This window comes from Xanthomonas vesicatoria ATCC 35937, from assembly GCF_001908725.1.
Taxonomy (GTDB): Bacteria; Pseudomonadota; Gammaproteobacteria; order Xanthomonadales; family Xanthomonadaceae; genus Xanthomonas; species Xanthomonas vesicatoria.
The window spans coordinates 3,508,967-3,534,042 of sequence record NZ_CP018725.1 but is presented as its reverse complement, the minus strand read 5'-3'; the positions used below and the strand labels follow the sequence as shown (position 1 = coordinate 3,534,042).

The 25,076-nt window shown below is 66.7% G+C and carries 20 protein-coding genes and 1 pseudogene; 10 read left to right on the top strand and 11 right to left on the bottom strand.

The features are described from left to right. Positions 1 to 299: 299 nt before the first annotated feature. From cutA to accC, 6 genes and pseudogenes are all read left to right on the top strand, one after another. A complete protein-coding gene (gene cutA, locus BJD12_RS15310; RefSeq protein ID WP_005997572.1) occupies positions 300 to 632 on the top strand; it encodes a divalent-cation tolerance protein CutA in 333 nt (110 codons plus the stop codon). 5 nt (positions 633 to 637) lie between these two features. Next, positions 638 to 2,962, top strand: coding sequence for a protein-disulfide reductase DsbD family protein (locus tag BJD12_RS15305; protein ID WP_005997570.1), 2,325 nt, complete (start codon positions 638 to 640; stop codon positions 2,960 to 2,962). Between the two features lie 661 nt (positions 2,963 to 3,623). Continuing rightward, positions 3,624 to 4,070 (top strand): type II 3-dehydroquinate dehydratase, encoded by a 447-nt coding sequence (aroQ, locus tag BJD12_RS15300; protein WP_005997569.1) that lies wholly within the window; start codon positions 3,624 to 3,626, stop codon positions 4,068 to 4,070. Between the two features lie 100 nt (positions 4,071 to 4,170). Further along, the gene (gene accB, locus BJD12_RS15295; protein ID WP_005997567.1) at positions 4,171 to 4,653 is read left to right on the top strand and encodes an acetyl-CoA carboxylase biotin carboxyl carrier protein; all 483 of its coding nucleotides are present in this window, start codon (positions 4,171 to 4,173) and stop codon (positions 4,651 to 4,653) included. 77 nt (positions 4,654 to 4,730) lie between these two features. Next, positions 4,731 to 5,059 (top strand): annotated as a pseudogene (locus BJD12_RS15290) (four helix bundle protein). A gap of 42 nt (positions 5,060 to 5,101) precedes the next feature. Then, entirely contained in the window at positions 5,102 to 6,469 is a 1,368-nt protein-coding gene (gene accC, locus BJD12_RS15285; RefSeq protein ID WP_005997562.1) for an acetyl-CoA carboxylase biotin carboxylase subunit, read from the top strand. A 129-nt stretch (positions 6,470 to 6,598) separates the two neighbouring features. Here accC and BJD12_RS15280 read toward each other — a convergent pair whose 3' ends face one another. Next, positions 6,599 to 6,964 carry a hypothetical protein gene (locus BJD12_RS15280; RefSeq protein WP_005997560.1) on the bottom strand — a complete coding sequence of 122 codons (366 nt, stop codon included), beginning with the start codon at positions 6,962 to 6,964 and terminating at the stop codon, positions 6,599 to 6,601. Further along, the gene (locus tag BJD12_RS15275) at positions 6,961 to 7,887 is read right to left on the bottom strand and encodes a hypothetical protein (protein ID WP_039421748.1); all 927 of its coding nucleotides are present in this window, start codon (positions 7,885 to 7,887) and stop codon (positions 6,961 to 6,963) included. Before BJD12_RS15275 ends, BJD12_RS15280 begins: the two co-directional genes overlap by 4 nt. A gap of 501 nt (positions 7,888 to 8,388) precedes the next feature. Between BJD12_RS15275 and prmA the strand changes: the two genes are divergently transcribed. Then, the gene (gene prmA, locus BJD12_RS15270; RefSeq protein WP_005997556.1) at positions 8,389 to 9,309 is read left to right on the top strand and encodes a 50S ribosomal protein L11 methyltransferase; all 921 of its coding nucleotides are present in this window, start codon (positions 8,389 to 8,391) and stop codon (positions 9,307 to 9,309) included. A gap of 13 nt (positions 9,310 to 9,322) precedes the next feature. On the opposite strand, the gene BJD12_RS15265 is transcribed toward prmA, so the two are convergent. Continuing rightward, the gene (locus BJD12_RS15265) at positions 9,323 to 9,820 is read right to left on the bottom strand and encodes a hypothetical protein (protein ID WP_039421745.1); all 498 of its coding nucleotides are present in this window, start codon (positions 9,818 to 9,820) and stop codon (positions 9,323 to 9,325) included. 145 nt (positions 9,821 to 9,965) lie between these two features. Between BJD12_RS15265 and BJD12_RS15260 the strand changes: the two genes are divergently transcribed. The 3 genes from BJD12_RS15260 to fis all read left to right on the top strand — a co-directional run bounded on the left by BJD12_RS15260 (position 9,966) and on the right by fis (position 12,117). After that, entirely contained in the window at positions 9,966 to 10,343 is a 378-nt protein-coding gene (locus BJD12_RS15260) for a helix-turn-helix transcriptional regulator (protein ID WP_005997552.1), read from the top strand. A gap of 441 nt (positions 10,344 to 10,784) precedes the next feature. Next, on the top strand, positions 10,785 to 11,729 hold the full coding sequence (locus BJD12_RS15255; protein WP_005997550.1) for a DUF3426 domain-containing protein: 945 nt from the start codon (positions 10,785 to 10,787) through the stop codon (positions 11,727 to 11,729). Between the two features lie 115 nt (positions 11,730 to 11,844). Next, on the top strand, positions 11,845 to 12,117 hold the full coding sequence (fis, locus tag BJD12_RS15250) for a DNA-binding transcriptional regulator Fis (protein ID WP_002804983.1): 273 nt from the start codon (positions 11,845 to 11,847) through the stop codon (positions 12,115 to 12,117). 402 nt (positions 12,118 to 12,519) lie between these two features. On the opposite strand, the gene BJD12_RS15245 is transcribed toward fis, so the two are convergent. The 8 genes from BJD12_RS15245 to BJD12_RS15210 form a co-directional block, all read right to left on the bottom strand. After that, the gene (locus BJD12_RS15245; RefSeq protein WP_074059411.1) at positions 12,520 to 16,809 is read right to left on the bottom strand and encodes a beta strand repeat-containing protein; all 4,290 of its coding nucleotides are present in this window, start codon (positions 16,807 to 16,809) and stop codon (positions 12,520 to 12,522) included. A 936-nt stretch (positions 16,810 to 17,745) separates the two neighbouring features. Further along, complete coding sequence (locus BJD12_RS15240) at positions 17,746 to 18,720, bottom strand: phosphatidate cytidylyltransferase (RefSeq protein WP_005990757.1); 975 nt, start codon at positions 18,718 to 18,720, stop codon at positions 17,746 to 17,748. Next, positions 18,717 to 19,349: a lysophospholipid acyltransferase family protein gene (locus tag BJD12_RS15235; RefSeq protein ID WP_005990755.1), complete on the bottom strand. Its 633-nt coding sequence runs from the start codon at positions 19,347 to 19,349 to the stop codon at positions 18,717 to 18,719. The genes BJD12_RS15240 and BJD12_RS15235 overlap by 4 nt, the downstream gene beginning before the upstream one ends. Next, entirely contained in the window at positions 19,346 to 19,990 is a 645-nt protein-coding gene (locus BJD12_RS15230) for a CDP-alcohol phosphatidyltransferase family protein (protein WP_005990753.1), read from the bottom strand. The genes BJD12_RS15235 and BJD12_RS15230 overlap by 4 nt, the downstream gene beginning before the upstream one ends. Beyond that, positions 19,990 to 21,480, bottom strand: coding sequence for a TIGR04222 domain-containing membrane protein (locus BJD12_RS15225; RefSeq protein WP_005990752.1), 1,491 nt, complete (start codon positions 21,478 to 21,480; stop codon positions 19,990 to 19,992). The genes BJD12_RS15230 and BJD12_RS15225 overlap by 1 nt, the downstream gene beginning before the upstream one ends. Then, the gene (locus tag BJD12_RS15220; RefSeq protein WP_005990750.1) at positions 21,477 to 21,920 is read right to left on the bottom strand and encodes a hypothetical protein; all 444 of its coding nucleotides are present in this window, start codon (positions 21,918 to 21,920) and stop codon (positions 21,477 to 21,479) included. Before BJD12_RS15220 ends, BJD12_RS15225 begins: the two co-directional genes overlap by 4 nt. Then, a complete protein-coding gene (locus BJD12_RS15215; RefSeq protein WP_005990749.1) occupies positions 21,917 to 23,260 on the bottom strand; it encodes a phosphatase PAP2/dual specificity phosphatase family protein in 1,344 nt (447 codons plus the stop codon). The genes BJD12_RS15220 and BJD12_RS15215 overlap by 4 nt, the downstream gene beginning before the upstream one ends. Further along, positions 23,257 to 25,011 carry a bifunctional alpha/beta hydrolase/class I SAM-dependent methyltransferase gene (locus BJD12_RS15210; protein WP_005990747.1) on the bottom strand — a complete coding sequence of 585 codons (1,755 nt, stop codon included), beginning with the start codon at positions 25,009 to 25,011 and terminating at the stop codon, positions 23,257 to 23,259. Before BJD12_RS15210 ends, BJD12_RS15215 begins: the two co-directional genes overlap by 4 nt. Positions 25,012 to 25,076: the final 65 nt, after the last annotated feature.

Here is a 25,076-nt window from a genome sequence, read left to right as displayed (position 1 = left end):
TCTGTTGCTAATCGTGCGCCAGCCTCGCTTTTCTCTGCGCGAACCCGACGTTGGCGCGGAGCATGGTCCAGGCACGTCTCGGCCAGCGGTATTCGGCGCTGGCGAGTCACCCGGCGTGTTACGTTCATGGGCGTACGCACAGACGCCGTCATGGCCGCCCAGCGCACCTCTCTGGCTACCCAACCACCAACAGTCGCTACCGCCCGGCCCGCCTGCGGCGCCAATCCAGCGAAGTTGACGCCCTATTGCGGAACGCGCAGTCGATCCCCCGCAGGCAGGGGATTACACTGCCGGGCCGAATGAACGCCTCTTCCCTCCATTTGTTGTTCAGCACCTGCCCGGATGCCGACAGTGCCGACCGCATCGCGCGTGCCTTGCTCGACGAACGGCTGGCCGCCTGCGTCACCCAGCTGCCCGGCGCGCAATCGCTGTACCGCTGGAATGGTGCGATCGAGCGCAGCACCGAGGTGCAGCTGCTGATCAAGACCTGGGAAGACGTCCTGCCCGACACCATCGCGCGGCTGCGGGCACTGCATCCGTATGAACTGCCGGAGGCGGTCGCTGTCCAAGCCAGCGCCGGGCTGCCGGCCTATCTCGATTGGGTCCGGGCCGACACCCGCAAGGAATCCTGACGTCCATGAAGTTTCTGTCCCGCTGGATCGCCCGCTGCGCACTGTTGTCCGCCCCTGTCATCGCCGCCTCGCTCGCATTGGTGGCGCCGGCCGCGCAGGCGGTCAGCGAGGCCGACCTGCTGCCGGTGGACCAGGCGTTCGTGCTCAGCGCCCAGGCCGACAGCCGCGACAGCATCGGCCTGACCTGGAAGATCGCGCCGGGCTATTACCTGTATCGGCACCGCATCAGCGTCAAATCCGGACAGGGCTTTTCTGCCGGCGAACTGGCGCTGCCGGAGGGCGAGAGCAAGCACGATGAGTTCTTCGGGCAGGTGCAGACCTACCGCAAACAATTGCAGGCCACCTTGGCCGGCAAGGCCGATCCGGCGCTGAAAACCGCGGTGTTGCAGGTGCAGTACCAGGGCTGCGCCGATGCCGGGGTGTGCTACCCGCCGCAGCGGCGCGAGATCCGCGTCACCCTGCCCGGCGCACAGACAACGGCGGCAGCCACCGGCATGCCGCAACGCGAGAATCTGGGCGCGCTGGTGCCACGCGCCGTGCCCGGCCCGCGCCTGTTCGGGTCGCCCGGCCAGACTGCCGGCGTGGACGCGTTGCCACTGCCCGCCGAGCAGGCGTTCAACTTCGAAGCCATCGTCGGCGACGGCAACAGCCTGCTGCTGCGCTTCACCCCGGCACCGGGTTATTACCTCTACCGCGACCGCACCTCGCTGGCGCTGGAAGGCAGCAGCGGCGTGCGTACCGGGCTGCCACGCTGGCCGCAAGGCAAGACCCATCGCGACGAACACTTCGGCGATGTGGTGGTGTATTTCGACCAGGCCGAGGTCACCTTGCCGCTGCTGCGCGAGCATCCCGACCCGGCGCGCGTGACCCTGGTGGCCACCTTCCAGGGCTGCCAGACCGATGGCATCTGCTACCCGCCCATGACCCGCCGCGTAACGCTGGACCTGCCCGCCGGCACGGTGTCGCCGCAGAACCAGGCGCAAGCCGCCCCGCTGATGATCTCGCCGCTGGCCGCCGGGCAGGCGCCCCCCGAGCCAGCCCCGGCACAGCGGTCAGACAGCGAGACACAGTCCGCGCCGACGGCGGCAGCCGATAACCCACAGCGCACCCAGCCGCCGCACACCGACAAGAGCCTGCTGGCGATGCTGGCGCTGGCGCTGCTCGGTGGCCTGGTGCTGAATTTGATGCCGTGCGTGCTGCCGATCCTCTCGCTGAAAGTACTGGGTCTGGCCCACAGCGGCGAGAGCCGCAGCCACGCGCGCAGCCATGCCATCTGGTATTCGCTGGGCGTGCTGGTGTCGTTCGCCGCCATCGGCGGGCTGGTGATCGCCCTGCGCGCGGCCGGCCAGGCGGCCGGTTGGGGCTTCCAGTTACAGCAGCCGTGGTTCGTGGCAGCGTTGGCATATTTGATGTTCGCAGTGGGCCTGAGCCTGTCGGGCGTGTTCACGCTGGGCAGCAATCTTGGCGGCATCGGCCAGTCGCTGGCCGCGCGCAACGGCCCGCTGGGCGATTTCTTCACCGGCGTGCTGGCCTGCGTGGTCGCCAGCCCCTGCATCGCCCCGTTCATGGGCACCGCTCTGGCGTATGCGTTCACCGCGCCTGCGCTGCTGGCGATGCTGGTGTTTCTGGCGCTGGGCCTGGGCCTGGCGCTACCGTTCCTGCTGATCGGCTTCATTCCGTCGCTGGCGCGGCGCCTGCCCACGCCCGGTGCGTGGATGGAGACGCTCAAGCAGGTCCTGGCGTTCCCGATGTATCTCACCGCGATCTGGCTGCTATGGGTGCTGGGCAAGCAGCGCGGCGTGGATGCGCTGGCGCTGATGCTGGTCGGCGCCACCCTGCTGGCGCTGGGCCTGTGGTGTTTCGAGCGCAGCCGCTGGAACAGCAATCGCGCGGGCATGCGCCTGGCCGCGGTGATGCTGGTGCTGGCCATCGTGCCGGTGGTGGGTGTCACCCGCCTGCGCCTGCCGGCCGCCACCGCCGCCAGCGAAGGGGCAGTCGCGTTTTCGCCGCAGTTGCTGGATCGCCTGCGTGCCGACAACCGCGTGGTGTTCGTCAACATGACCGCCGACTGGTGCGTGACCTGCAAGGCCAACGAAAAGAACGTGCTGGGCGGCGCCGACTTCCGCGATGCGCTGCGCCGTGTCGATGCGGTCTACATGAAAGGCGACTGGACCAATGTCGACCCGGCCATCAGCACCTTCCTCGACCAGCACCAGGCAGTCGGCGTACCGCTGTACGTGGTCTACGGCCCCGGCGCGCCGCCGGCGATCCTGCCCACCGTGCTGACCAATGCGATCACCGAGGATGCGTTGCTGCGCGCGGCGCGTTGAGCCGCGTTTCGGAATGCGGGCAAGAACGTGGTGTTCTACGAACGCATCGAGGCCGGCGTACCAACCCCGCCGACGACGTCCAGGCGGCGCATGGCGCTGCACTGACATGGAGCGTTGCCGTGGCGGCGCTCCGCTGCGGAGCGCAAGCAGATCCGGCGACTAACGGCGCGCATCCGCTTGCCGTCTGTGGCGCCGACAGACGCCAGCCGCGACCGGCGGCATCGCTGGCGGCACGACTTGCGGCACGCCATTGCGGCCACTGCGCCGATTTCCGCGGCAAGCCCCCGGGCGATCCACCATTGCATGGGCAGCACAATTGAAGACCCGAACGATGACCTGCTGCTGCCGGAACAAAATCCTGACGCGCGGCAGTGGAGGATGCGAACCTGCAGACCGGCAGCGCTGCCGTCGTGGCCGTGTCTCACGGTTGCCGCGCCCCAGCGCATCGCGCCTGACTGCATGCCCCTGCGAGGATGCTGCACGCAGGGCAGGTAGCAGACCTCGCAACCGGACCTGTTCTGCCCGGATGCCCGCCAGCACTCGCACCGGCCGCGACCCGCGGCCATTTAAAACATCTGTTTAAAACACGCATAACTTCTGCTATCTGGACAGCATCGCCAGCATCGCGCAGACTTCCGGCCTTTCCGCTCTACTGGATGTCATGGCCCACCTGCTGCTGCTGCACGGCCCTAACCTCAATCTGCTCGGCACCCGCGAGCCGGAGGTCTACGGGCGCACCACGCTGGCGCAGATCGATGCGGCCCTGGTGGACCGCGCGCAGGCCGCCGGGCACACGCTCAGCAGCCTGCAGTCCAACGCCGAGCATGTGCTGGTGGAGCGCATCCACGCCGCCCGCGAGGACGGCACCGCCTACATCCTGATCAACCCGGCCGCCTTCACCCACACCTCGGTGGCGCTGCGCGACGCGCTGCTTGGCGTGGGCCTGCCGTTCGTGGAGATCCATCTGTCCAATCCGCATGCGCGCGAGCCGTTCCGCCACCACAGCTATCTCAGCGACAAGGCCGACGGCGTGATCTGCGGCTTCGGCGCAGATAGCTACCGGCTGGCGCTGGAGGCGGTGATCGCGCGCCTGGAGCGCGACGCATGACACCTGCAGCAACGACCACGGCAGCCATGCCGACGGTCTGACCCCCATTCCGCCGGCAACCCCGCCGGCACTCTCCACCGATTCACCTCATGAGGCCCTTATGGATCTCCGCAAAATCAAGAAACTGATCGACCTGCTCGAAGAATCCAATCTCGCCGAAATCGAGATCAAGGAAGGCGAAGAAAGCGTGCGCCTGGCGCGTGTACCCAAGGGCACCCAGGTGATGAGCGCACCGGTGCAGCAGTACGCCCCGGCCCCCGCCGCGCCGCCGCAAGCGGCCTCCATGCCGATGCAGTCGCCCACCGAGGCCTCCACGGGGGGCGCCAAGCAGGCCGCCGCGTTGCCGGAAGGCCATGTACTGCGTGCGCCGATGGTCGGCACGTTCTACACCTCGCCCTCGCCGGACAAGCCGGCCTTTGTCACCGTCGGCCAGCAGGTCAAGGCCGGCGACACCCTGGCGATCATCGAGGCGATGAAGATGTTCAACCCGATCGAAGCCGACGCCTCTGGCACCATCGTCGCCATCCTCGGCGAAACCGGCCAGCCGGTGGAATTCGACCAGCCGCTGTTTGTGATTGGCTGAAGCGCCGGGAATCGGGAGTGGAGAATCGGGAATCGGCAAAGCGGCCTCATGAACGTCTTGAAGCGTGGCGCGATTCCATGGAGTTAGTTGAGATGGTCTACCGACTGGCCGAAGTTTTTCCTGAGCAGGAGCGCTATGGCCTGACCGCGCAACTGCGTCGTTCGGCCGTCAGCATTCCGTCGAACATCGCCGAAGGTGCCGCGCGGCGCTCCACCCCCGACTACGCGCGCTTTCTGTCGATTGCGCGGGGTTCGCTGTCAGAACTCGACACGCAAGTGCAGATTGCCGCACGACTGGGCTATAGCACCACCGAAGACGACGACATTGTCGGCCGCAAGTCGACCAAGTCTTCGCCAAGCTCACCGCATTGATGAATGCCTTACGCAAACGTGGAGCCGCACCATGATGCCCGCTTCTACCCATTCCCCATTCTCGACTCCCTATTCCCATGCTCGATAAAGTTGTCATTGCCAACCGAGGCGAAATCGCGCTACGCATCCTGCGCGCGTGCCATACGCTCGGCATCCGCACGGTCGCGGTGCATTCCACGGTCGACCGCAACCTCAAGCACGTGGCCATGGCCGACGAGTCGGTGTGCATCGGCCCGGCCGCGTCCAGCGACAGTTACCTCAACATCCCGGCGTTGATCGCTGCGGCCGAGGTCACCGATGCGCAGGCCATCCATCCCGGCTACGGCTTTTTGTCGGAAAACGCCGACTTTGCCGAGCGCGTGGAAGAATCCGGCTTCATCTTCATCGGCCCCAAGGCCGACACCATCCGCCTGATGGGCGACAAGGTCGAAGCGATCCGCGCCATGAAGGCCGCCGGCGTGCCGTGCGTGCCCGGCTCGGGCGGCCCGCTGGGCGACGACATCGTCGCCAACACCAAGGTGGCGCGCGAAATCGGCTACCCGGTGATCATCAAGGCCGCTGGCGGCGGCGGCGGACGCGGCATGCGCGTGGTGCATTCCGAAGCGGCGTTGAAGGCCGCGATCGAAACCACCAAGTCCGAAGCCAAGGCCGCTTTCAGCAACGACCAGGTCTACATGGAGAAGTTCCTGGAAAATCCGCGTCACGTGGAAATCCAGGTGCTCGCCGATGGTCAGGGTGGTGCGATCCATCTGGGCGAACGCGATTGCTCGATGCAGCGCCGCCACCAGAAGGTGGTGGAAGAAGCGCCGGCACCGGGCATCACCGAAGAACTGCGCGCTGAAATCGGCAAGGTGTGCGTGGATGCCTGCATCCGCATTGGCTACCGCGGTGCGGGCACCTTCGAGTTCCTGTTCGAAGGCGGGCGTTTCTACTTCATCGAAATGAACACCCGTATCCAGGTGGAGCACCCGGTCACCGAGCGCATCACCGGCATCGATCTGGTCTGCGAGCAACTGCGTATCGCCGCCGGCCACAAGCTCAGCATCAAGCAGAGCGACATCGTGCTGCGTGGGCATGCGATCGAGTGCCGCATCAACGCCGAAGACCCGGAAACCTTCATGCCCAACCCGGGCCTGATCACCGCCTTCCATCCGCCCGGTGGTCCGGGGGTGCGCGTGGATACGCACATCTACGCCGGCTACAAGGTGCCGCCAAACTACGACTCGATGATCGGCAAACTGATCGTGCATGGCCCCGATCGCGAGACCGCGATCGCGCGTATGCGCGTGGCGCTGAGCGAGATGGTGGTGGACGGCATCAAGACCAACATCCCGCTGCAGCAGCGCATCATGCGCGACAAGGGTTTCCAGGCCGGTGGGCAGAACATCCACTACCTGGAAAAGCGCCTGGCCGAACGCAAGAACAAGTCGATTGCGCTGACCTGATCGCAGGCACGATTGATGAGCACAAAAAAGCCCGGGAAACCGGGCTTTTTTATGGCTGCACGATCGTTGCACTGCTGCGCCATGCCTCGACAGACAGCGATCGAAGCATCGCGCCGTCAGCTACGTCGCTCAACGTGTTGGCGCAGGCGCCTGCTGACTGCCGCGCACCGGCACGATGCCGCTGGACGATGCCGGGTCGACCACCATCATGGTCTCGGTGGAGCCATCCGGCCAGACCACTTGAAACGTCGAGCCGGCCGACAAGGTGGAAAACGGCATCGCACTGCTGGCGCGGTATACCGCGGCCACCTGGCTGGCGCCATGCCGTCGCTGCTGCTCGTCGGCACCGACCGTGGTCGATTTGATCGACAGCGGCTGGTAACGGTGATCGGCGGTATCGATCATCACGATGCCCACCGCCGCAGCCGAATACGCCACGAACAACGTCACCCAGAACCAGAACTTGGCGCCATGCGCCAACCGACGGTAATTCATGACTGTGCTCCCGGATCGGATACCAATCTATCGACCATCTCATCCACCCTGTCTGCCCCCTGCCGCGGTACCGCGGCATCGAATACGAACGACACGAAATCCTGTGCGCTGTCGCGCGAGCAGATGCCCGCGTTGGCGCAATAACTGGTGACCAGCGTGCTGTCTGCGCTGCAGTCCAGGCCCAGGCGGCACGCGGCCACCTGCCAGGCGAGTTCGGCGAACTGATCGCCGGCCACATACCCATCCAGGCTGTCATCGCCGCTAGCGCGCGCGCCCATCGCCGGCGCCAGGGCCAAGTACGCCTCCGGGTCGCGCGAGGCCAGTACACGGTGCACCAGCGCGCGCTTGTAGGCGGGCGTTGCCTGCAACGGTTCGCCCAGGGCCAGCAATGCGGCCTCGGCAGCCAGACTACCGCCGCGCGCGGCGCTCAGCCGTTGCTGCGCCACGAGGTGCGCCCCAAGCCCATCGCTGGGGGCGAAACCGGCGCAGCGCTGCGCCACTCGATCGCGTGCTGCGTGCATCGCGGCCACGCCCGGCGTCTGATGCGCGGCGATCCATTCGCTGTCGGCGGCATAACCGGCCGGGCTGGACGCATATGGCGCGCAATAATCGTAGACGCGGCTCAGGCGCCAGCCTGCCTGCGCATCGCCGGCACGCACCTGCTGCTGCAACTGCTGCGCGTAGCGATACAGATCCCGCTGTGCATCCACCGCATCGCGATATGGCAGATGCAGCGCGTTGCCACGTTCGGAAGATGTGCGACGCGCCGGTGGTGCCGCAGCCGCGCGCGCGGAAGTGGTACCGACGGCGGGCACAGCAGTGGCGCGTTCCGCGGGCTGCGCGCGTAGATGCCACCACGCAGCCGCCGCGAGCGCGACGGCAGCGAGCAACAGCCAGAGATGGCGGGCACGGACAAGCGGCATGACAGCGTCAACCCAGCTGCGGAAGACGCCCGCAGCGACGGCGCGGAGTCTAGCACCCGGCCGTGCAGGCAGGGCCGGCAAGCGAACGCTGCCTTCCGGCCCCGCAATGGTGGGCAATGCTTGCCTTAGCGGCTGAGAGCGGGCGATCAGCTCATTGGGGAACACGTGTAGATCTTCCAGTCACACAGTGCCGCCTAGTGCCCACAGCGAGCGATATCGGCCGTATCGCTGACAAAAAAGCGCTGTCTTCCGGCCCCGCAATGGTGGGCGATGCTTGCCGTAGCGGCTGAGAGCGGGCGATCAGCTCATTGGGGAACACGTGTAGATCTTCCAGTCACACAGTGCCGCCTAGTGCCCACAGCGAGCGATATCGGCCGTATCGCTGACAAACACGCGTGCGTATTCGCTCGATCTCCACGCCAAGGTCGGCCAGGCGAAACGCCTGAGCGCGCCGACGCGAATGGTCTACGATGCACGCCTTGATGATTGCCGACCGCCACGATGCCGTTTCTTGAACTGACCCTGCCCTGCTCCGATACCACCCAGCCCCGCTTCCAGACCGCGCTGGAGGAGGTTGGCGCGCTGGCGGTCACCCTGCTCGATGCCGATGCCGATACCAGCAACGAACGTGCCATCCTGGAGCCCGGCGTGGGCGAGATGCCGCTATGGAATGCGCTGGTGCTGACCGCGCTGTTCGATGGCGAGAGCGACGCACTGGAGGTGCTTGCCGCGCTGGAAGCGTTCGACCCGGCGCTGGACTGGAGCCAGGTGGCGCTGCGCATGGTCGAAGACAGCGACTGGGAGCGCGCCTGGATGGATCTGTTCAAGCCGATGCAGTTCGGCGTGCGCACCTTCATCGTGCCGTGGAATCACGACCTGCCCGAGGAGGCCAACACGCCGGAGGCCGCGGTGGTCCGTCTGGATCCGGGCCTGGCCTTCGGATCGGGCACGCATCAGACCACCGCGCTGTGTCTGCGCTGGCTGGACAGCCTGGCCGGCAGCGGCGAACTGCAGGGCCGCAGCGTGCTCGACTTCGGATGCGGCTCGGGCATTCTCGCGGTCGCCGCGCTGAAGCTGGGCGCGGCCAGCGCCGTCGGGGTGGACAACGACCCGCAAGCGCTGCTGGCAACGGCCGACAATGCCGAGCGCAACGCCGTGGCCGCGCAGCTGGCGGTGTATCTGCCCCAGGACGAACCGGTGCAGACCTACCCGGTGGTGGTCGCCAACATCCTGGCGTCGGCGCTGGATGCGCTGGCCGACACCCTGGCCGCGCGCGTGACGCCGGGCGGCCGCATTGCCCTGTCGGGCATCCTGCACGGGCAGGAAGACGAGTTGCTGCAGCGCTACGCACCATGGTTCGACCAGCTGCGTTGCGAGCGCGACGAAGACTGGATGCGCATCGACGGCGTTCGCCGCAGCTGATCGCAGATTCGGCTCACCGCCGCGGGCGGCTGGCGCGGATCTGTGCCGTGGTCACCGCATCGGCCACGCTGATCGCACGCAGGCGGGTCACCGCCTGCCAGCCTGCACGCTGTAACGCCGCACTGCGCCAGCGCCCGGCCTGCCGGGCCGCACCCACACGCAATACCAGCTCGGCCAGCAGCAGCGCCACCCAGGCGCCCGCCGGCCACGCCTGCATGCCGGCCAGCACTCCGCCTGCGGCCAGGGCTGCAAGCGCCGCTCCCGCTCCCAGCAACGGCCAATGCCGGTAGCGCAATGCCCATCCGCGCGGCGCCAGCGCGGCTGACCAATGTGCGCCCTCGGCGACGGCGGCCCACTCATGATCTCTTCGCCAGACCTGGTAGCACCGCGCCCCACGAAAGCGCGCAGCCGCCGGATCCAGCGGCGAATCGGCCGGCCAGGGCGCGCACGGCGGCGGGGTCTGGCCACGCTTACGGCCAGGTGTTGGAGTGACAGGCTCGACCATGAACATCCTCCTTGAGTTCGCTGCGATCACATCCTCGGTGTCGTCACGACAGTATCGCAAACATATGCCGATATGAAAGGCATACGAACTATCCCTCAGCGCTGCTAGGGCTATATCTCCCGGCCCTGCCTGCCTCCCATTCGGGTGCCGTGTGAGCAAGCTGTACGAACGAGTACGCGAAGCCCGCAGCTTCACCAAGCTGACCCAGGAAGCCCTGGCCGGTGAGCTGGGCGTGACCCGCAGCGCGGTGGCGCAATGGGAAATGGCCGAAGGCACCGCGCCGTCGGTGGAGAACCTGATCGGCCTGGCCAAGCGCAGCGGTATGGCGTTCGAATATCTGGCCACCGGCCGCGGCGAGCGCGTCTTCGGTCCACCGGTATCGGCGATCGCCGAGGAGCCGGCCCAGTACCGCCGCCTGGACGACCAGCAACGCGTGTTGCTGGCGCGCTTCGACACCCTGGCACCGCGTCAGCGCAGCGGGCTGCTGGATCTGTTGCTGGCCGAGGGCAAGACGCGGCGCAGGCGGTGAGCCTGAAGGCGGATCGGGAATCGGGAATCAAAACAGCGTGCTTGCTGCAGTGTCGTGTGAGCTGCGGTGGTGTTGGCGTTTGCTGTAGGCAGACAGCGAGTTTCCGTGAATCCATTTCGCGTAAGCGCCGTCGCATCGCTGGCAAGGCGCGGAGCCGCAGACAGCGGCTTGCCGTGAATCCGTATTCCTCGGTGGCGTCGCGACATTGTTACTAGGGCGCTGCGCCAGTGAGCACGCGTCCCACTTCCCCATCCGGACGTTCGCCCATCGCCGTCCCCGTGGTTGAATAGCGGTCTTCCCGCTGCCCGCCTGCCGATGTCAGAGACTCCGCCACCGCGCCGCCCCCTGGCCACATTCCTGCGGGCAACACCGCCGCCTGCACCGACGTTGATTCAACCGCCTGTCGTGCCAGCCACCGCGCCAGCGGAGCAGGTGGTGCCGATGCCCGTCGCCGAGTTGCCAGCTGCGCCCGTGTTGCACCCGGTGCCGGCGCCCGAGGTCGCTGCACCAGGCGCGTCGGCCGTGGAAGCACCACGCACTGCGCAGCTGCAGACGCCGCCACCAACCAGCGGATACGGCAGTACCGCGGCAGACGACGCAGAACTGCAAGAAAACACAACGATTGAACGCGAGGCACCGCAGCTGCCGGTGGGGCGGCGGGCGGCAGACGAGGCGCCAGACCAGGCCGCTGCCAACACCGCTGCCAACACCGCATCCGACATCGCGCGCGAGGCCGCAGACCGGCAGGACATCGAAGCGCTCGATGTCGGCGGCAACGACGCGTCTACCACCGGCATCGCAGCCGACGGCACCGCCGCCCACGACGCGCGTACCAGTGCAGCGCAATTGCATCCCTTGCCCGTGCCCGCTCTGGCAGCGCCTGCCTTTGCGCGCCGTGGGCTCAGTCGCCCGCGGCTGCGTGCCAGCGGGCGGCAGTGGGCGCTGTTGCTCGGTCTGGTCGGGTTGCTGGGTCTGCAGATCATCATCGCCGACCGTGCGCATCTGGCTGGCGACGCCCGCTGGCGCCCGCTGGTGGCCAGCGCCTGTGCAGTGGTGCGCTGCACGCTGCCAGCGTGGCGCGAGCCGGCCGCCCTGACCTTGCTCAATCGCGAGGTGCGCCCGCTGCCAGGTGTGTCCGGTGTGCTGGAGATCCAGGCCAGCTTCCGCAACGATGCGCGTTGGGCGCAGGCCTGGCCCTGGTTGCAGCTGTCGCTGTCCGATGCCGATGGACGGGTGATCGGCACCCGGGTGCTGTCGCCGCAGGAGTACCTGGGCCAGGCGCCGGCCGTGCACGACACGCTGGCGCCGGGGCAAGCCGTGCAGGTGGCGTTTCGCGTACGCGAACCGGCCGCCAGTACCGCTGCCTTCAGTTTCGACTTCCGCTAAGCGGACGCGACCTCGCGCGATGACCACATGGGCGTGGCGAGCAGTGAGGTCACGCGCTAGACTCACTCCCCCTCGCCGGCCACGCGCCCCGGCCTCGTGACACTGGGAACTTCCTTTGAACGCAGCCCCCTCTCGTCCTGACACCAGTCGTGGCGCCCCGAAGTCGCCGCTGCGCGAACACGTGGCGCAGTCCGTTCGCCGTTATCTGCGCGATCTGGACGGCAGCGACGCGGACGATGTGTACGAGATCGTGCTGCGCGAAATGGAGATCCCGTTGTTTGTCGAAGTGCTCAATCACTGCGAAGGCAACCAGAGCCGCGCCGCGGCGATGCTGGGCATCCACCGCGCCACGTTGCGCAAGAAATTGAAAGAGTACGGGCTGACGTGAGTCGGGAATCGGGAATCGGGAATCGGGAATCGCAAGAGCGTCCCGCCTGCATACATCCCCGGTGAGCCTGGATGGCCCGAAAACCAGAACACGGTGCGTCGTGGCAATCACGCCAAGCATGGTTGCTTGATTGCGACCACGGTACGCGCTGCGCTTGCCGGCAATGAGGCCATCAATTGCATGGCGCGCGCATGTCCCGGTCAATCGCGTTGTGCTGTCGCCTGTCCGCACCACGCATGCGCGCACCGGACCGCCGCAACGACGACCGCGCCCCGGTCGTCGCCTGGCCTTGCCGCACGACGTGCCTGCCGGTGTCCGCGGTCCAGCTGCCGCTCGTGGGGCAGCTGGCCGATGCCCATCATCCGCAGCGCGAATCGCTGGGGCGCGCTTTTCTGCTCCTGCTCAATTGGGCGCCTGCTCCACCAGCGTCTGATCGGCCGCAGAAGCAGGCCCGCCGTCGTGCCGAAGCACGATGGTGTCGAACGGGTCGTCGAATTTTTCGACGACGTTCTTTTCGTCGTCGATCTGATAGGCGGTGTCGGCCTCGACGCCCTCCTCGCCGGTCTTGGCGATGATGTTGGTGTAGCGCTTGCCGTCCCAGCACCGGAAGATCAACACCGAGTCTTCGCCACCGGTCAGGGTGGACCCCAGGCTACCGATCAGTCGGCTGCTGGCGCCCGCGGTCAAGATGCTGTTCTTTCCTGCTGTCAACTTGCTGCGGTCGCCTGCCATCAGCGTGCAGTTGTCGCCTGCAGTCAGTTTGCTGCGGTCCCCAGCCGTGAGGAAGCTGTTGCTGCCGGCCAGCAACTTGCTGCGATCGCCAGCGATCTGGGTGCTGTCGGCACCGGCGATCAGCTTGCTGCGGTCGCCCGCCGTCTGCACGCTGCCCATGCCGGCGATCAGCGTGCTGCGCGAACCGGCCGTCTGCGAACTCAGCTTGCCGGCAATCAGCATGCTGCGATGGCCGGCAATCTGGGTACTTTCGTGTCCCGCGATCAACGAGCTTCCGTAGCTTGCGATCTGGTTGCTGCCATAGCCGGCCGTCAGATAGCTGCGCACGCCACTGGTCAAGGTGCTGCCATAGCCGGCGATCAGCGAGCTGTCCTGCCCTGCGGTCTCGGTGCTGCCGTAGCCGGCGGTCAGCGTGCTGTTGTCCAGAGCCATCAGCGTGCTGCCGTAGCCCGCAGTCAGCGTGCTGTCGCCACCGGCGGTCTGGCTGCTGCCGTAGCCGGCGATCAGCGTGCTGGATAACCCGGCGATTTCAGTGCTGCCGTAGCCGGCAGTGAGCGTGCTGTTTTCCAGCGCGGTCAGCGTACTGCCGTAGCCGGCGGTCAGGGTACTTTCGTAACCGGCGGTCTGGGTGCTGCCATAGCCAGCGATCAAGGTGCTTTCGTAACCGGCGGTGGAATTGCTGCCGTAGCCGGCAGTCAAAATGCTGCCGTGTCCGGCGGTTTGGGTACTGCCGTAGCCGGTGGTGAGCCAGCTGATTTCCTGCGCCGTCTGGGTGCTGCCATAACCGGCGGTCAGCGTGCTTTCGTAGCCGGCCGTCTGCGTGCTGCCGTAGCCGGCGATCAAGGAGCTTTGGAAGCTGGCGGTGGAGGTACTGCCGTAGCCGGTGATCAGCCAACTGCTGCTCTGGGCGGTTTGCGTGCTGCCGTATCCCGCCGTCAACGAGCTGTCGTAACCGGCGGTCTGGGTACTGCCATAACCGGCGATCAGGGTGCTGTCCGGGCCCGCCATTGAAGAACTGCCGTAGCCCGCGATGAGCGAGCTGCTCTCCTGCGCGGTCTGCGTGCTGCCATAGCCGGTGGTGAGAATGCTCCTGTAGCCGGCCGTCTGCGTACTGCCATAGCCGGCGATCAACGCGCTGTCGTGCCCTGCGGTGGACGTGCTGCCGTAGCCGGTGGTGAGCGTGCTGCGTTCCTGCGCGGTCTGCGTGCTGCCGTAGCCGGCGGTCAGGATGCTCTTGAAGCCGGCCGTCTGCGTGCTGCCATAGCCGGCGATCAGCGAACTGTCCGAGCCGGCGGTGGAGGAACTTCCATATCCGGCCGTGAGCAGGCTGCCCTCTTGCGCAGTCTGGGTGCTGCCGTAGCCGGTGGTCAGGATGCTCTTGAAGCCGGCCGTCTGCGTGCTGCCATAGCCGGCGATCAGCGAACTGTCCGAGCCGGCGGTGGACGTGCTGCCGTAGCCCGCGGTGAGGTCGCTGCCGCTGCGTGCCGTCTGCGTGCTGCCATAGCCGGCAGTGAGCGAGCTGTCGCCCCCGGAGGTCTGCGTGCTGCCATAACCGGCAATCAGCGTGCTGTGGGCGCCGGCCGTCGAGGTGCTGCCATAACCGGTAGTGAGGTCGCTGCCCTTGCGCGCGGTTTGCGTGCTGCCGTAGCCGGCGGTGAGCGAGCTGTCGCCTCCGGAGGTCTGGGTGCTGCCGTAGCCGGCAATCAGCGTGCTGTCGGCGCCCGCCGTCGAGGTGCTTCCATAACCGGTGGTGAGGTCGCTGCCGCTGCGCGCGGTCTGCGTGCTGCCATAGCCGGCCGTCAGCGAACTCTCTCCACCGGAGGTCTGCGTGCTGCCGTAGCCGGCAACCAACGTGCTGTCGGCGCCCGCCGTCGAGGTGCTGCCATAACCGGTGGTGAGGTCGCTGCCGCTGCGCGCGGTTTGCGTGCTGCCATAGCCGGCCGTCAGCGAACTCTCTCCACCGGAGGTCTGCGTGCTGCCGTAGCCGGCAACCAACGTGCTGTCGGCGCCCGCCGTCGAGGTGCTGCCATAACCGGTGGTGAGGTCGCTGCCGCTGCGCGCGGTTTGCGTGCTGCCATAGCCGGCGGTGAGCGAGCTGTCGCCCCCGGAGGTCTGCGTGCTGCCGTAGCCAGCGATCAGGGTGCTGTCGGCGCCGGCGGTAGAGGTACTCCCGTAGCCGGCGGTCAGATCGCTGCCAGTACGCGCCGTCTGCGTACTGCCATACCCGGCCGTCAGCGAACTGGCATTACCCGATGTCTGCGTACTGCCATAGCCGGCGATCAACGAACTGTCCGCCCCGGCGGTCGCGGTGCTGCCGTAGCCGGCGGTCAAATCGCTGCCCTTGCGTGCAGTCTGCGTGCTCCCATAGCCGGCCGTGAGCGAGCTGTCGCCGCCCGACGTCTGGGTACTGCCGTAGCCGGCAATCAGCGTGCTGTCGGCGCCGGCGGTAGAGGTACTCCCGTAGCCGGCGGTCAGATCGCTGCCAGTGCGCGCCGTCTGCGTACTGCCATAACCGGCCGTCAGCGAACTGGCATTGCCCGATGTCTGCGTACTGCCATAGCCGGCGATCAACGAACTGTCCGCCCCGGCGGTCGCGGTGCTGCCGTAGCCGGCGGTCAGATCGCTGCCCTTGCGTGCAGTCTGCGTGCTGCCATAGCCGGCAGTGAGCGAGCTGTCGCCGCCCGACGTCTGGGTACTGCCGTAGCCGGCAATCAGCGTGCTGTCGGCGCCGGCGGTAGAGGTACTCCCGTAGCCGGCGGTCAGATCGCTGCCAGTGCGCGCTGTCTGCGTACTGCCATAACCGGCCGTCAGCGAACTGGCATTGCCCGATGTCTGCGTGCTGCCGTAGCCGGCGATCAACGAACTATCGGCACCTGCGGTTCCCGTGCTGCCATACCCGGCGGTCAGATCGCTGCCGTCTTGCGCTGTTTGCGTGCTGCCATAACCGGCGGTGAGCGAGCTTTCTCCGCCAGAGGTCTGGGTACTGCCGTAGCCGGCGATCAGCGAGCTATCGGTACCGGCGGTGCTGGTGCTGCCGTACCCGGCGGTGAGGTCGCTACCGCTTTGCGCGGTCTGGGTGCTGCCGTAACCGGCGGTCAGCGAGCTGTCGCCACCGGACGTCTGGGTACTACCATACCCTGCGATCAGCGAGCTGTCGGCCCCGGCGGTTTCGGTACTGCCGTAGCCAGCCGTCAGATCGCTGCCGTTGCGCGCGGTCTGCGTACTGCCGTAGCCGGCCGTGAGCGTGCTTCCGCCTCCGGCGGTTTGAGAACTGCCATAACCGGCCACGATGGTGCTGTCCGATCCAGCAACACCGGTGCTGCCATAGCCTGCGATCAACTCGCTGCGGTTACCGGCGGTCTCGGTGCTTCCATAGCCTGCAATCAGCTGACTTTGATCGGCGCCGGTGAGCGTGCTGCCATAGGTGGCGATCTCGCGCGTGCGCGCTATGTCCTGCGGATGCGGCGGCATCTGCGGACCGCCGATGTCGCCCGGCCGCGGCGTGGGTGCGGCGGAATGGCCCGCCTGCTCGACTGCTGGCGCAATGAACTGCGCCTGCGCCGTCTTAGGAATGAATTCGGCGGCAATCACCGTCTCTGCAGGCAGCTCCGGTTGGGGCGGCACATGCTGCGCGATGCCGGCGGCGATGCACTGCAAGGCGCCGACACGACTGCCGGCGTAAACCACCTCGGCCCTGGGGAACTTGATCATTCCCTCCTCGCCCAGCCAAATGATGTCGGCGGTATCCACCATGCAGACGACCCAATGCGCATCGGCATGCATGTTCAGATGCGCATCGGTCCCCTGTCCCCACAACAGGCCGGTCAAGCCATTTTCCTGCTTGATGCTGGGTTGCCAATGCCGGCATTCGACAGCGCCTGCCCGTGGCCAGATCAGCCCGCAATGATCGGACATGTTGTTCGTGCATGTGCGTAAGGCCAAGACTTTTTCACGATTCATAAAGTTGATCTCATCTGAATGTTCCGAGCAGCGGCGCAAACCGGCATGGGTGCCCTCTCCGATCGCGGGTGCGGATCATCCCGCCATCATGGCGAGACGCATCCTCCCGTCGGCACGGGCAGTACCGGCACTGCGATGGTTGGTCGTCGACGAGCGCCCCGAGGCGCACGTGCGCTGCAGTGTCTTGCTTGAATCGCAGGGTCATGGACGGCCGTGACTGCAAGACGCAGCTGGGGTGATGGCAAGGCTGGCTCCTGCGCGACAGCCGTTGCAACAGATAGCGAATGGACGCATCGCCGGAAGCGTCGTTGCCGGTGAACAGGTTGGGTAGAAAAGAGCGGCGAGCCCAGATCGTCGGTCAGCCGTGCTCGGCAACGGTCATCGCAACAGAAGACAGGTTCGCATTACCGAAGATCAAGGACCGCCCATGCCCCCGAATGTCGGCTTTTTTTTCAATATGCGATCGGTTCCGGATTATGTTCACCGGCGAAACTACCGAGGTCCGGAGAGGCTTGCGTGCCCATCGAATTCCGCAGCGAAATCGCCTCGCAAGAAACACGCAACGCATGAACACGCGCATTGCATCTCCGGCGCACCATGGCAGCGACGTACGAGGTTTTTAATGAGACCTACGTCGTTGAATTCCTGTGATCCATCGCCGTTTTCAGACAGTGCACCCTCGGCACTTCCCACCCTGCCGATGATCCATAGGCGAGGATCTGGACACGCTGCGCTGCGCAAGCGACGACTAGGCGCTCCGTCTCCTCGCTGCGAGCAGCAAAAAACCTTCTGCGCCTGGGTGCCTGCCGGATGGTCAAACGCAGCGTCGAACGGATCGATCTTTTCGACATGCCGCGTGACGATCCAAGCCCTGGCGGCAGCGGAGCCGAGCATCGCGGTCCCGCTGCCGGCGTTGCGCCGGAGCGCGTCACACGCTTACGCCCAGCTGTAGCGGATCAGGTGGAAGAACACCGGCGCGGCGAAGCACACCGAGTCCAGGCGATCCAGTACGCCGCCGTGGCCTTCGATCATGTGGCCCCAGTCCTTGATGCCGCGATCGCGCTTGATCGCCGACATCACCAGGCCGCCGAAAAACCCCATCAGATTGGCCACCAGCGCCAGCCCGAAGGCGTGCCACGGCGCGAACGGGGTGATCCACCACAGCGCCATGCCCAGCAGGCTGGCCGACAGCACGCCGCCGATGAAGCCTTCCACCGTTTTGGACGGCGACAATCTCGGCGCGATCAGATGGCGGCCGGCCAACTTGCCCCACACGTACTGCAGCACATCCGAGGACTGCACCACGATGACCAGGAACGCGATCAACAACAGATTGCGCCCGGCATACCCGGGGATTTCCAGATTCAGCAATGCGGGCACGTGCGAGATGCAGAACACGCTGATCATCAAGCCCCACTGCACCTTGGCGGTGCGCTCCAGGTAGCGCGTGGTGTCGCCGCCGATGGTGGCCAGGATCGGCAAGACCAAAAATGCGTAGACCGGAATCAGCAGCGTGTACATGCCATACCAGCCGGTCCACACCAGGCCGTATTGCCACGGCAGCACGATATAGAACGCCGCCAGTAACGCGTAGTAATCGCCGCGCCGCGTCGGCGTGAGCGTGATGAACTCGCGCAGCGCAAACAGCGACACCAATGCGAACAGGCCGATCACGCCGGCGCGTCCGAAGACGAACGCGATACCGACCACCCCGGCCATGACCCACCACGCACGAATGCGTGCAACCAGGTTGTCCAGAACCGCGCTGGGGCGTTCGCGCGCGCGCCAACGCAGCGTCTCGGAAATCAACGTGGCGATGATCAACACCAGGGCGATGCCACTGAACAACCACAGCGTCTGCTGATGCATCGAAGACTGCTGCAGTTGCCCGCTGAAGACATACGGATTCATGCGCGTGCCTCCAGTTGATCCGGCGACAATGCCAGCAGCGCTGCGCGTGCGCGCGCCAGGAACGCGTCCTTGTCTTCATCGGCCTCCAGCCGCAACGGCGCACCGAACGTGGTAGTGCACAGCAACGGCAAGGGCAACCATTTGCCCTTGGGCATCACGCGCTTGAGGTTGTCGATCCACACCGGCACGAACTCCAGTTCCGGGCGTTGCCGCGCCAGGTGATACAACCCGCTCTTGAACGGCAGCACGCCTTCGTCCGGGTTGCGCGTGCCTTCGGGAAACAGGATCAGCGAATCGCCGGCATCGACCGCATCGCACAGGCACTGGATCGGGTCGCGGGTGCGTTGCGCCGGGTTGCGTTCGATCAACACGCCATTGAATACCGCGTGGATCAGATAGCGCCGTAGCGCGGTGCGTTGCCAGTAATCGGCTGCGGCCACCGGGCGCACCTCGTGCCGCAGGCCGGCCGGCAACGAGGACCAGATCAGCACGAAATCGCCGTGGCTGGCGTGGTTGCCGTAATACACGCGGCGCTCGTTGGACGGCGCACAGCCGCGCCACAAGGCGCGCGCGCCGGTCAAGGTACGGATGGCGCCGCTACAGGCACGCGCAATCAAACGGGCAATCATGTCCACTCCAATGTGCGCACGATCATGCGCAGCCGCAGCACCACCGTCAGCAGCGCACCGGCGATCAACACCGCCAGCGCACACATCAACAACCATGCCGCAATGCGCGGCTGGCCCATCCACTGCCACCGCATCGCCAGCACGGTCATCAGCGACAGCCAGTGCATGCGCTGCACGCGCGCCATTGGTCCCTGCCGTGGCTCGGCGGTGCCACAGGCCAGACCGAGCATGCGCACGTAGGCAGTGGCCACGCAGCACAATGCCGCCGCCCAACCCAGTTGCGCGGCCCACGGCACGCTGGCCTGCAGGCCGTAGCCCAGCCCGACGCAGACCAGCACATCCGACAGCCGGTCAGGCGCATCGTTGTAGACCTCGCCGACGCGCGAGACCAGCCGCGCCTGTCGCGCCAGCACGCCATCCAGGCGGTTGCACCACAGCCGCCCCTGCAGGCCGAGCAAGGCCAGCAGCAGGGGCGCGGCGCCTTCGCGTGCCGGTGCGCTCAAGGCGATGTAGAACATCACCCCGGCCAGTGCGGCGAAGGCGATTCCCGCCCACGACACGCCATTGGGCGTGGCGCCGCGGCCGCGCAGGGCGCGTGCCCAGCGCTGGGGTCGTCGCAACAGGCTCTGTTTGCGTTGCATCAGTCGCCTCCTCCACCGCACCCACCACATCCACCGCCACCGTCACCATCGCTATCGCCACCACCATCGCCGCCACCGCCACAGCTAGTGCCGCTGCTATCGCTGTTGCTGGACGTGGGCGCGCGCAGCGTGTGGTAACTCACCCATGGCGTGCCCACCAAGGCGACGGTGCCGTACAGCGCCACCGCTTCGCCGGGATCGTTGCCAGTGCGCGCCGCATCGGGCCTGACCGCGGACCTGCGTTCGCGCAGGCGCGCGTCGCCCGCTCCGCTACGGCGCACCGGCACCAACAAAAATCCCAGCACCAACATGCTGACCAGCACCATCAAGGCCAGCAGATAGCCCACCGGGTAGCCCCCCTGCAAACCGATCACCAGCTTGCACGCGCCAAGGGCCCATAGGGCGACCACCGGCAGTGCGCTTACCCCGCGCACCAGCAGCGCCATCGGCCGATCCAGCAACAACCCCTTGTCGATCAGACGCTGCTGCACCGGTGCGGCCAAGGTGCGCAGCGCCTGCCATGCCTGCACCGGATCCTCTCCATTGCGCACGCACTGCAGTGCCGGTTGCAGCGCCGCCGGCACTGCAATGGTGGGATCGCACCGGACCCACTTGCGCGCCTGCGCATCCTCATCGCGTTGCAGATGCACCGCATCGCAGGCCAGCAATCGAGCGAACAGCAGATCCGCTACACGCCCGGCGCCACCGCTTAGACAAGCCAGTTCCATCGCATCCACTGCATTCACCGGCCCGGCGTGGGCGCTGCCACGCAGGCGGCGGCGCAACCACGCCGACGCCGACCAGGCCAGGCCAATGCCCACCGCAAACACCGCCAGAAAACTGCTGCCGCGCCAGTGCAGCGGCGAGGCGGCCTCTCCGTTGCCGGCAACCACGCCAATCACCAGCGTTGCCACGGCCCAGACGAGCAGCGTGCCGAGGCCAGCACCGCGCCGCGTGCGCATCGGCTCGCCCCGCAGCGCGCGCAAGCTGGCTTCGGCATCGTCGTGCTGCACAGGCGTGGCGGCAGACTGCGGCGGTGGCGCCGGCCAGACCTGCGCCGGCGGCGGCCCGAAGTGCATGCGGTAACGCTCCAGCGTCTGCCGATACTGCGCCTGGAAACGCGCAGTGTCGTCGCTGCCACCGCGTCCGGGCTGATGATGCAGCGTGGTCTGCAAGACCTGCGGGCAGAACTGCTGCCAATACTCGCGGGTATCGGTGAGATGGGTGTGCCAGACCTGATCGACCAACGGGCTGGGCGTGACATCGTGGGTGTCGCTGCAGGCCAGAAAACAGAAGCGCCGGTATTCGTCCACCGCTTGCTGCGCCTGCGCCACGCTGCAGTGGGCCTGCTTGGCGACACGCCGCACGAACGCCGGCAACGCATCAGCATCGCTGCCGAAACGATACGCCTGCAAGCGCTGCCACAGCACCAGCTGCGCTGAGGTGGCCTGCATCGGTTCTGCCTGACCGGGGGCATGCGCGCTGCTCATCCAAACACCCGCAGTGCCAGTGCCGCGACCATCCACAGCAGCTGCGACGCCACGCTCGCCAGTTGCCAGCGCAACAAGCGGCGCATGCCGATCCAGCGCGCCGACCAATCGCGGGTGGGTGGCAGCGTTGCGCGCAGGCCGAGGGCATGCAGGGCCGTATCTAGGTGTTGCGCAGCCTGTGTCTCGTCGTTGCCGTGCGCGACCTGTGCGATCACGCCGTCCAGCAGGTCGACATCCAGGCCGACACGGAACGCCCAATAGCGCTGCATCAGACCGGCCGCTGCGCTGAGTGCAAAACTCAGTTGTATCAATGGCGGCGCTTGCGCAACGCCCAATAAGACAATGGCGACGGCCAGCAGCAGCAATGAGAACCGGTCCAGTGCCGCGCCTTGGCGCAACACCGCGCGCATGGCTGCCAAGGTCATCACGGATGTGTTCATTGCAGGCTCCGCTCGGCCGCGCTGCGGCTGTCGTTGTCTCGATGACCTATGCACGCAGCGACGATGGCCGCGCGATGTGCTGCGCCGAGCACGATCGACGCGCGTGCGGTGCGCAGTTGCGCAATGGCCGCGTCCACATCGCTGCTGCGGCCACTGCGCACCAACCAGGTCGCAACGCTGGCGGCGCTGCGCGAATAGCCCAGTGCGCAACACACCAGCACCGGGCCGTGCATGCGCGCGGCCTCGATCGCGTCAGCGGCGGCGCATAGTTGCGTCGGCGTGGGCGCCACCAGATCCAGCATCGGCAGCACGCGGTCGTGCGAGCGCGCCCCATGCAAGGACAACTCCGCACTCACGTCCACCACGACGGAGAACGCCGCGCGCTGGCCAGGCAGCGGAAGACGCCCCAGCCACACGCCAGCGCAGACCGCGCGCGGCAGCGGGTCGTGCCGCGTCCATAGCCGCGAGTTGCACCAGGCCGCCAGCAGATACGGCGCATACAACCAACGCGCGGCAAGACTCAGCCCGCCATCGCTGCGCTTCTGGAATCCGAGCGCGCCAAGCGCTGCATAGTTCAGCGCGACCAGGCCCAGCGACAGGCTCACCCACAGCGCCCATAACCCGGCGCCGCCGCTCCATAGCGCCGCCGCCGCGCTGGCGATTGCGCCGAGCAGATACAACGCCGCCAATCGCCACCGTCGCGGATCGCGTGCCAGTTGCGCCTGCGCAAACGGTGCGGCGATCCGCTCCGGCCAGAGCCACACGCACAGCCAACCGGCGGCAAGGCCGGTGGGGATATCCAGAAAATGATGCTGATACGTGGTCAGCACCGACACGCCGATCAAGCCGAACCAACCGTGCAACAGCCAGCGCCATACACCGGAAAGATGCTGCGCGTAGCGCACCCATAGCACCACCAGCAACACGATGTGCAGAGACGGCGCTTGATTGAACGGCTTGTCGAAGCCCAGCAGCACGGCAAACAACCAGCCGAACACACCGTCCGTGTCCGGGCGCACGAAGCTATAGCGCAACGGCCACAGCACAAAGCAGGCCACGCAGAGCACTTGCGCGCTGAGCAGGCGCAGCGCGTGCGTATCCAGTTCGCGCCGGGTACGGCAGACGAAGAACGAGGCGGCGTAAAACAGATCGATCGTCCAGTACGGCACGATGGTCCACGGCCAGAACGGCATGCCGTGTTCCCAGCCGAACACCACCGACGGCACCTGCTCCGCGCGCCCGGCCAGCGTATTGGCCAGGCCATAACTGAGGAAGAAAAACGGCCCCAGCAACGCCAGCCAGAGCGCAGCACGACCGGTGGGGCGCGCGCCGTGCGTCATGCGTCGATCCGCTGCGCCATCGACACGGTGAAGATGCCGAACGCGTCGATGCGCTGCGCCACCTTGCGGAAGCCGGCCGCCTCCACCAAGGCATCCATCTCCTGCTGGCTGCGCCGGCGCATCACCCAGGCCACGCCATCGCGGTGACTGGTGAGCGCGCGCGCGATGAATTCCAGCTGCGGATGCCACGGCTGGCCGGTGTAGAGCAGATACCCACCCGGCTGTACCGCCGCAGCCAAGCCGGCCAGCGAGCGCGCCACCTGGTCGTTGTCGGCAAACAGTTCGTACAACCCCGACACCACCGCCAGGGTGGGTGCCGGCTGCACCGCGGCCAAGGCTGACGGGTCGAACGCATCGCCTTGTTCGAAGCGGGCAATATCGCCGGCGCCGAGCGTGCGAATCAGCTCACCACCCTGGGTGACGTTGAGCGGGCTGAAATCGCGCAGCACGATGGCATCGGCGCGTTGCGCACCGCTGCCGAGTGCTTCGAGCACATAACGGCCGTGGCCGGCGGCCACATCGAGCACGCGCACCGGCTGGCCGGCCTGGCGCAAGCGGCCCGCCGCATCGCGCAGCAACTCGCCCAGATGCGCACCGCGGATACGGATGCCACGCCAGCCGATCGCATCGAGATAATTGCGGTCGATCATGCGCCCCAGCGGGCCACGTCCACGCGCCTGATTGCGGTAGATGTAATCCAGCGTGCTGCCGGAATCGAAGCCGGTCTGCAGGCCCAAGGCAATGCCTTCGGACAGCTTGCCACCCAGACGCAAACCGGCGCGCACGCCACGCCAGCGCAGGTCCTGCGGGCTGTTGCGCTGCGGCGGCCAGGCCAGGCGTTCGGCTTCTTCAAAGCTGGGACCGGCGCGATGCGCGTCGCGCAAATCCGCGCGCACCGGCGGCTGTGCGAAGCGCGCTTCGACGAAGTCGCGGATCGGTGCGATGGCCAGCGCGCGATCGCGCTCGCCCAGGGTGTCGTGGAAGAATCCGGGCAGCCAATGCCGCTGTTTGATCGGCGAGCGCAGGTTCTCGTAGAAGCGGTCCTGCGGGCCGCGGTGGACCACGAAGTCCGACCCGGACACCAGCAACTGGGTCGGTACGGTGATCGCCTGCGCATCGGCCACCACGCGGTCGGCTGCCGCATACAGGCCCAGCAGCACGCGCACCGAGATCGGACGGGTGATCAGCGGATCGGTGCGGTAGCTCTCCACGCGCTGCATATCGTGGGTGAGCCACTGCGGCTTGACGTAGCTGTTGACGAAGAAGTTGCCGCGCAGCGCATGCATCAACCTCAGTCCGGCACGTGCGAACGGCACGTACAACTTGACCTTGAACGCCGGCGAGGCCAACACCAGCGCGCGCAGCGGCGGTGCGTAATCGTGCACCCAGGTGGCCGCGACCACCGCGCCCACGCTCTGTGCGATCACCGCGATGTCCTGCACCGCGATGCCGTGCGTGCTGCCGATATGCGCGATGAAACTGTCCAGATCGCGCACCAGTGCCTCAAAGCCCGGCGCATCGCCACGCGCCCCCGGCGAGCGCCCGTTGCCGCGTGCGTCCCACGCAAAGAATTGCGCATCGGGCAGGTGCAATTCTTCGGCCAGATGCATCACCCGGCCGGAGTGCTCATGCCCACGGTGCAGCAGCACCACCGCCTTGGGTGCGGCCCCTGCCAGCTGCGCCGGCCAGTGCCGATAAAACAGCTGCGTGCCATCGAAACTGGCGAACTCGCGCTCTACGACATCACGCATCGGATCATCCTGAAATCAGTGAAAAAAAGTGAGAGCAGCGCAGCGCCCATGCGACGCGGCAGCGC

Coding starts and splice junctions, on each gene's coding strand:
- cutA (WP_005997572.1), top strand. CDS start 300: ATGAACGCCTCTTCCCTCCATTTGTTGTTCAGCACCTGCCCGGATGCC.
- BJD12_RS15305 (WP_005997570.1), top strand. CDS start 638: ATGAAGTTTCTGTCCCGCTGGATCGCCCGCTGCGCACTGTTGTCCGCC.
- aroQ (WP_005997569.1), top strand. CDS start 3,624: ATGGCCCACCTGCTGCTGCTGCACGGCCCTAACCTCAATCTGCTCGGC.
- accB (WP_005997567.1), top strand. CDS start 4,171: ATGGATCTCCGCAAAATCAAGAAACTGATCGACCTGCTCGAAGAATCC.
- accC (WP_005997562.1), top strand. CDS start 5,102: ATGCTCGATAAAGTTGTCATTGCCAACCGAGGCGAAATCGCGCTACGC.
- BJD12_RS15280 (WP_005997560.1), bottom strand. CDS start 6,964: ATGAATTACCGTCGGTTGGCGCATGGCGCCAAGTTCTGGTTCTGGGTG.
- BJD12_RS15275 (WP_039421748.1), bottom strand. CDS start 7,887: ATGCCGCTTGTCCGTGCCCGCCATCTCTGGCTGTTGCTCGCTGCCGTC.
- prmA (WP_005997556.1), top strand. CDS start 8,389: ATGCCGTTTCTTGAACTGACCCTGCCCTGCTCCGATACCACCCAGCCC.
- BJD12_RS15265 (WP_039421745.1), bottom strand. CDS start 9,820: ATGTTCATGGTCGAGCCTGTCACTCCAACACCTGGCCGTAAGCGTGGC.
- BJD12_RS15255 (WP_005997550.1), top strand. CDS start 10,785: ATGCCCGTCGCCGAGTTGCCAGCTGCGCCCGTGTTGCACCCGGTGCCG.
- BJD12_RS15245 (WP_074059411.1), bottom strand. CDS start 16,809: ATGAATCGTGAAAAAGTCTTGGCCTTACGCACATGCACGAACAACATG.
- BJD12_RS15240 (WP_005990757.1), bottom strand. CDS start 18,720: ATGAATCCGTATGTCTTCAGCGGGCAACTGCAGCAGTCTTCGATGCAT.
- BJD12_RS15235 (WP_005990755.1), bottom strand. CDS start 19,349: ATGATTGCCCGTTTGATTGCGCGTGCCTGTAGCGGCGCCATCCGTACC.
- BJD12_RS15230 (WP_005990753.1), bottom strand. CDS start 19,990: ATGCAACGCAAACAGAGCCTGTTGCGACGACCCCAGCGCTGGGCACGC.
- BJD12_RS15225 (WP_005990752.1), bottom strand. CDS start 21,480: ATGAGCAGCGCGCATGCCCCCGGTCAGGCAGAACCGATGCAGGCCACC.
- BJD12_RS15220 (WP_005990750.1), bottom strand. CDS start 21,920: ATGAACACATCCGTGATGACCTTGGCAGCCATGCGCGCGGTGTTGCGC.
- BJD12_RS15215 (WP_005990749.1), bottom strand. CDS start 23,260: ATGACGCACGGCGCGCGCCCCACCGGTCGTGCTGCGCTCTGGCTGGCG.
- BJD12_RS15210 (WP_005990747.1), bottom strand. CDS start 25,011: ATGCGTGATGTCGTAGAGCGCGAGTTCGCCAGTTTCGATGGCACGCAG.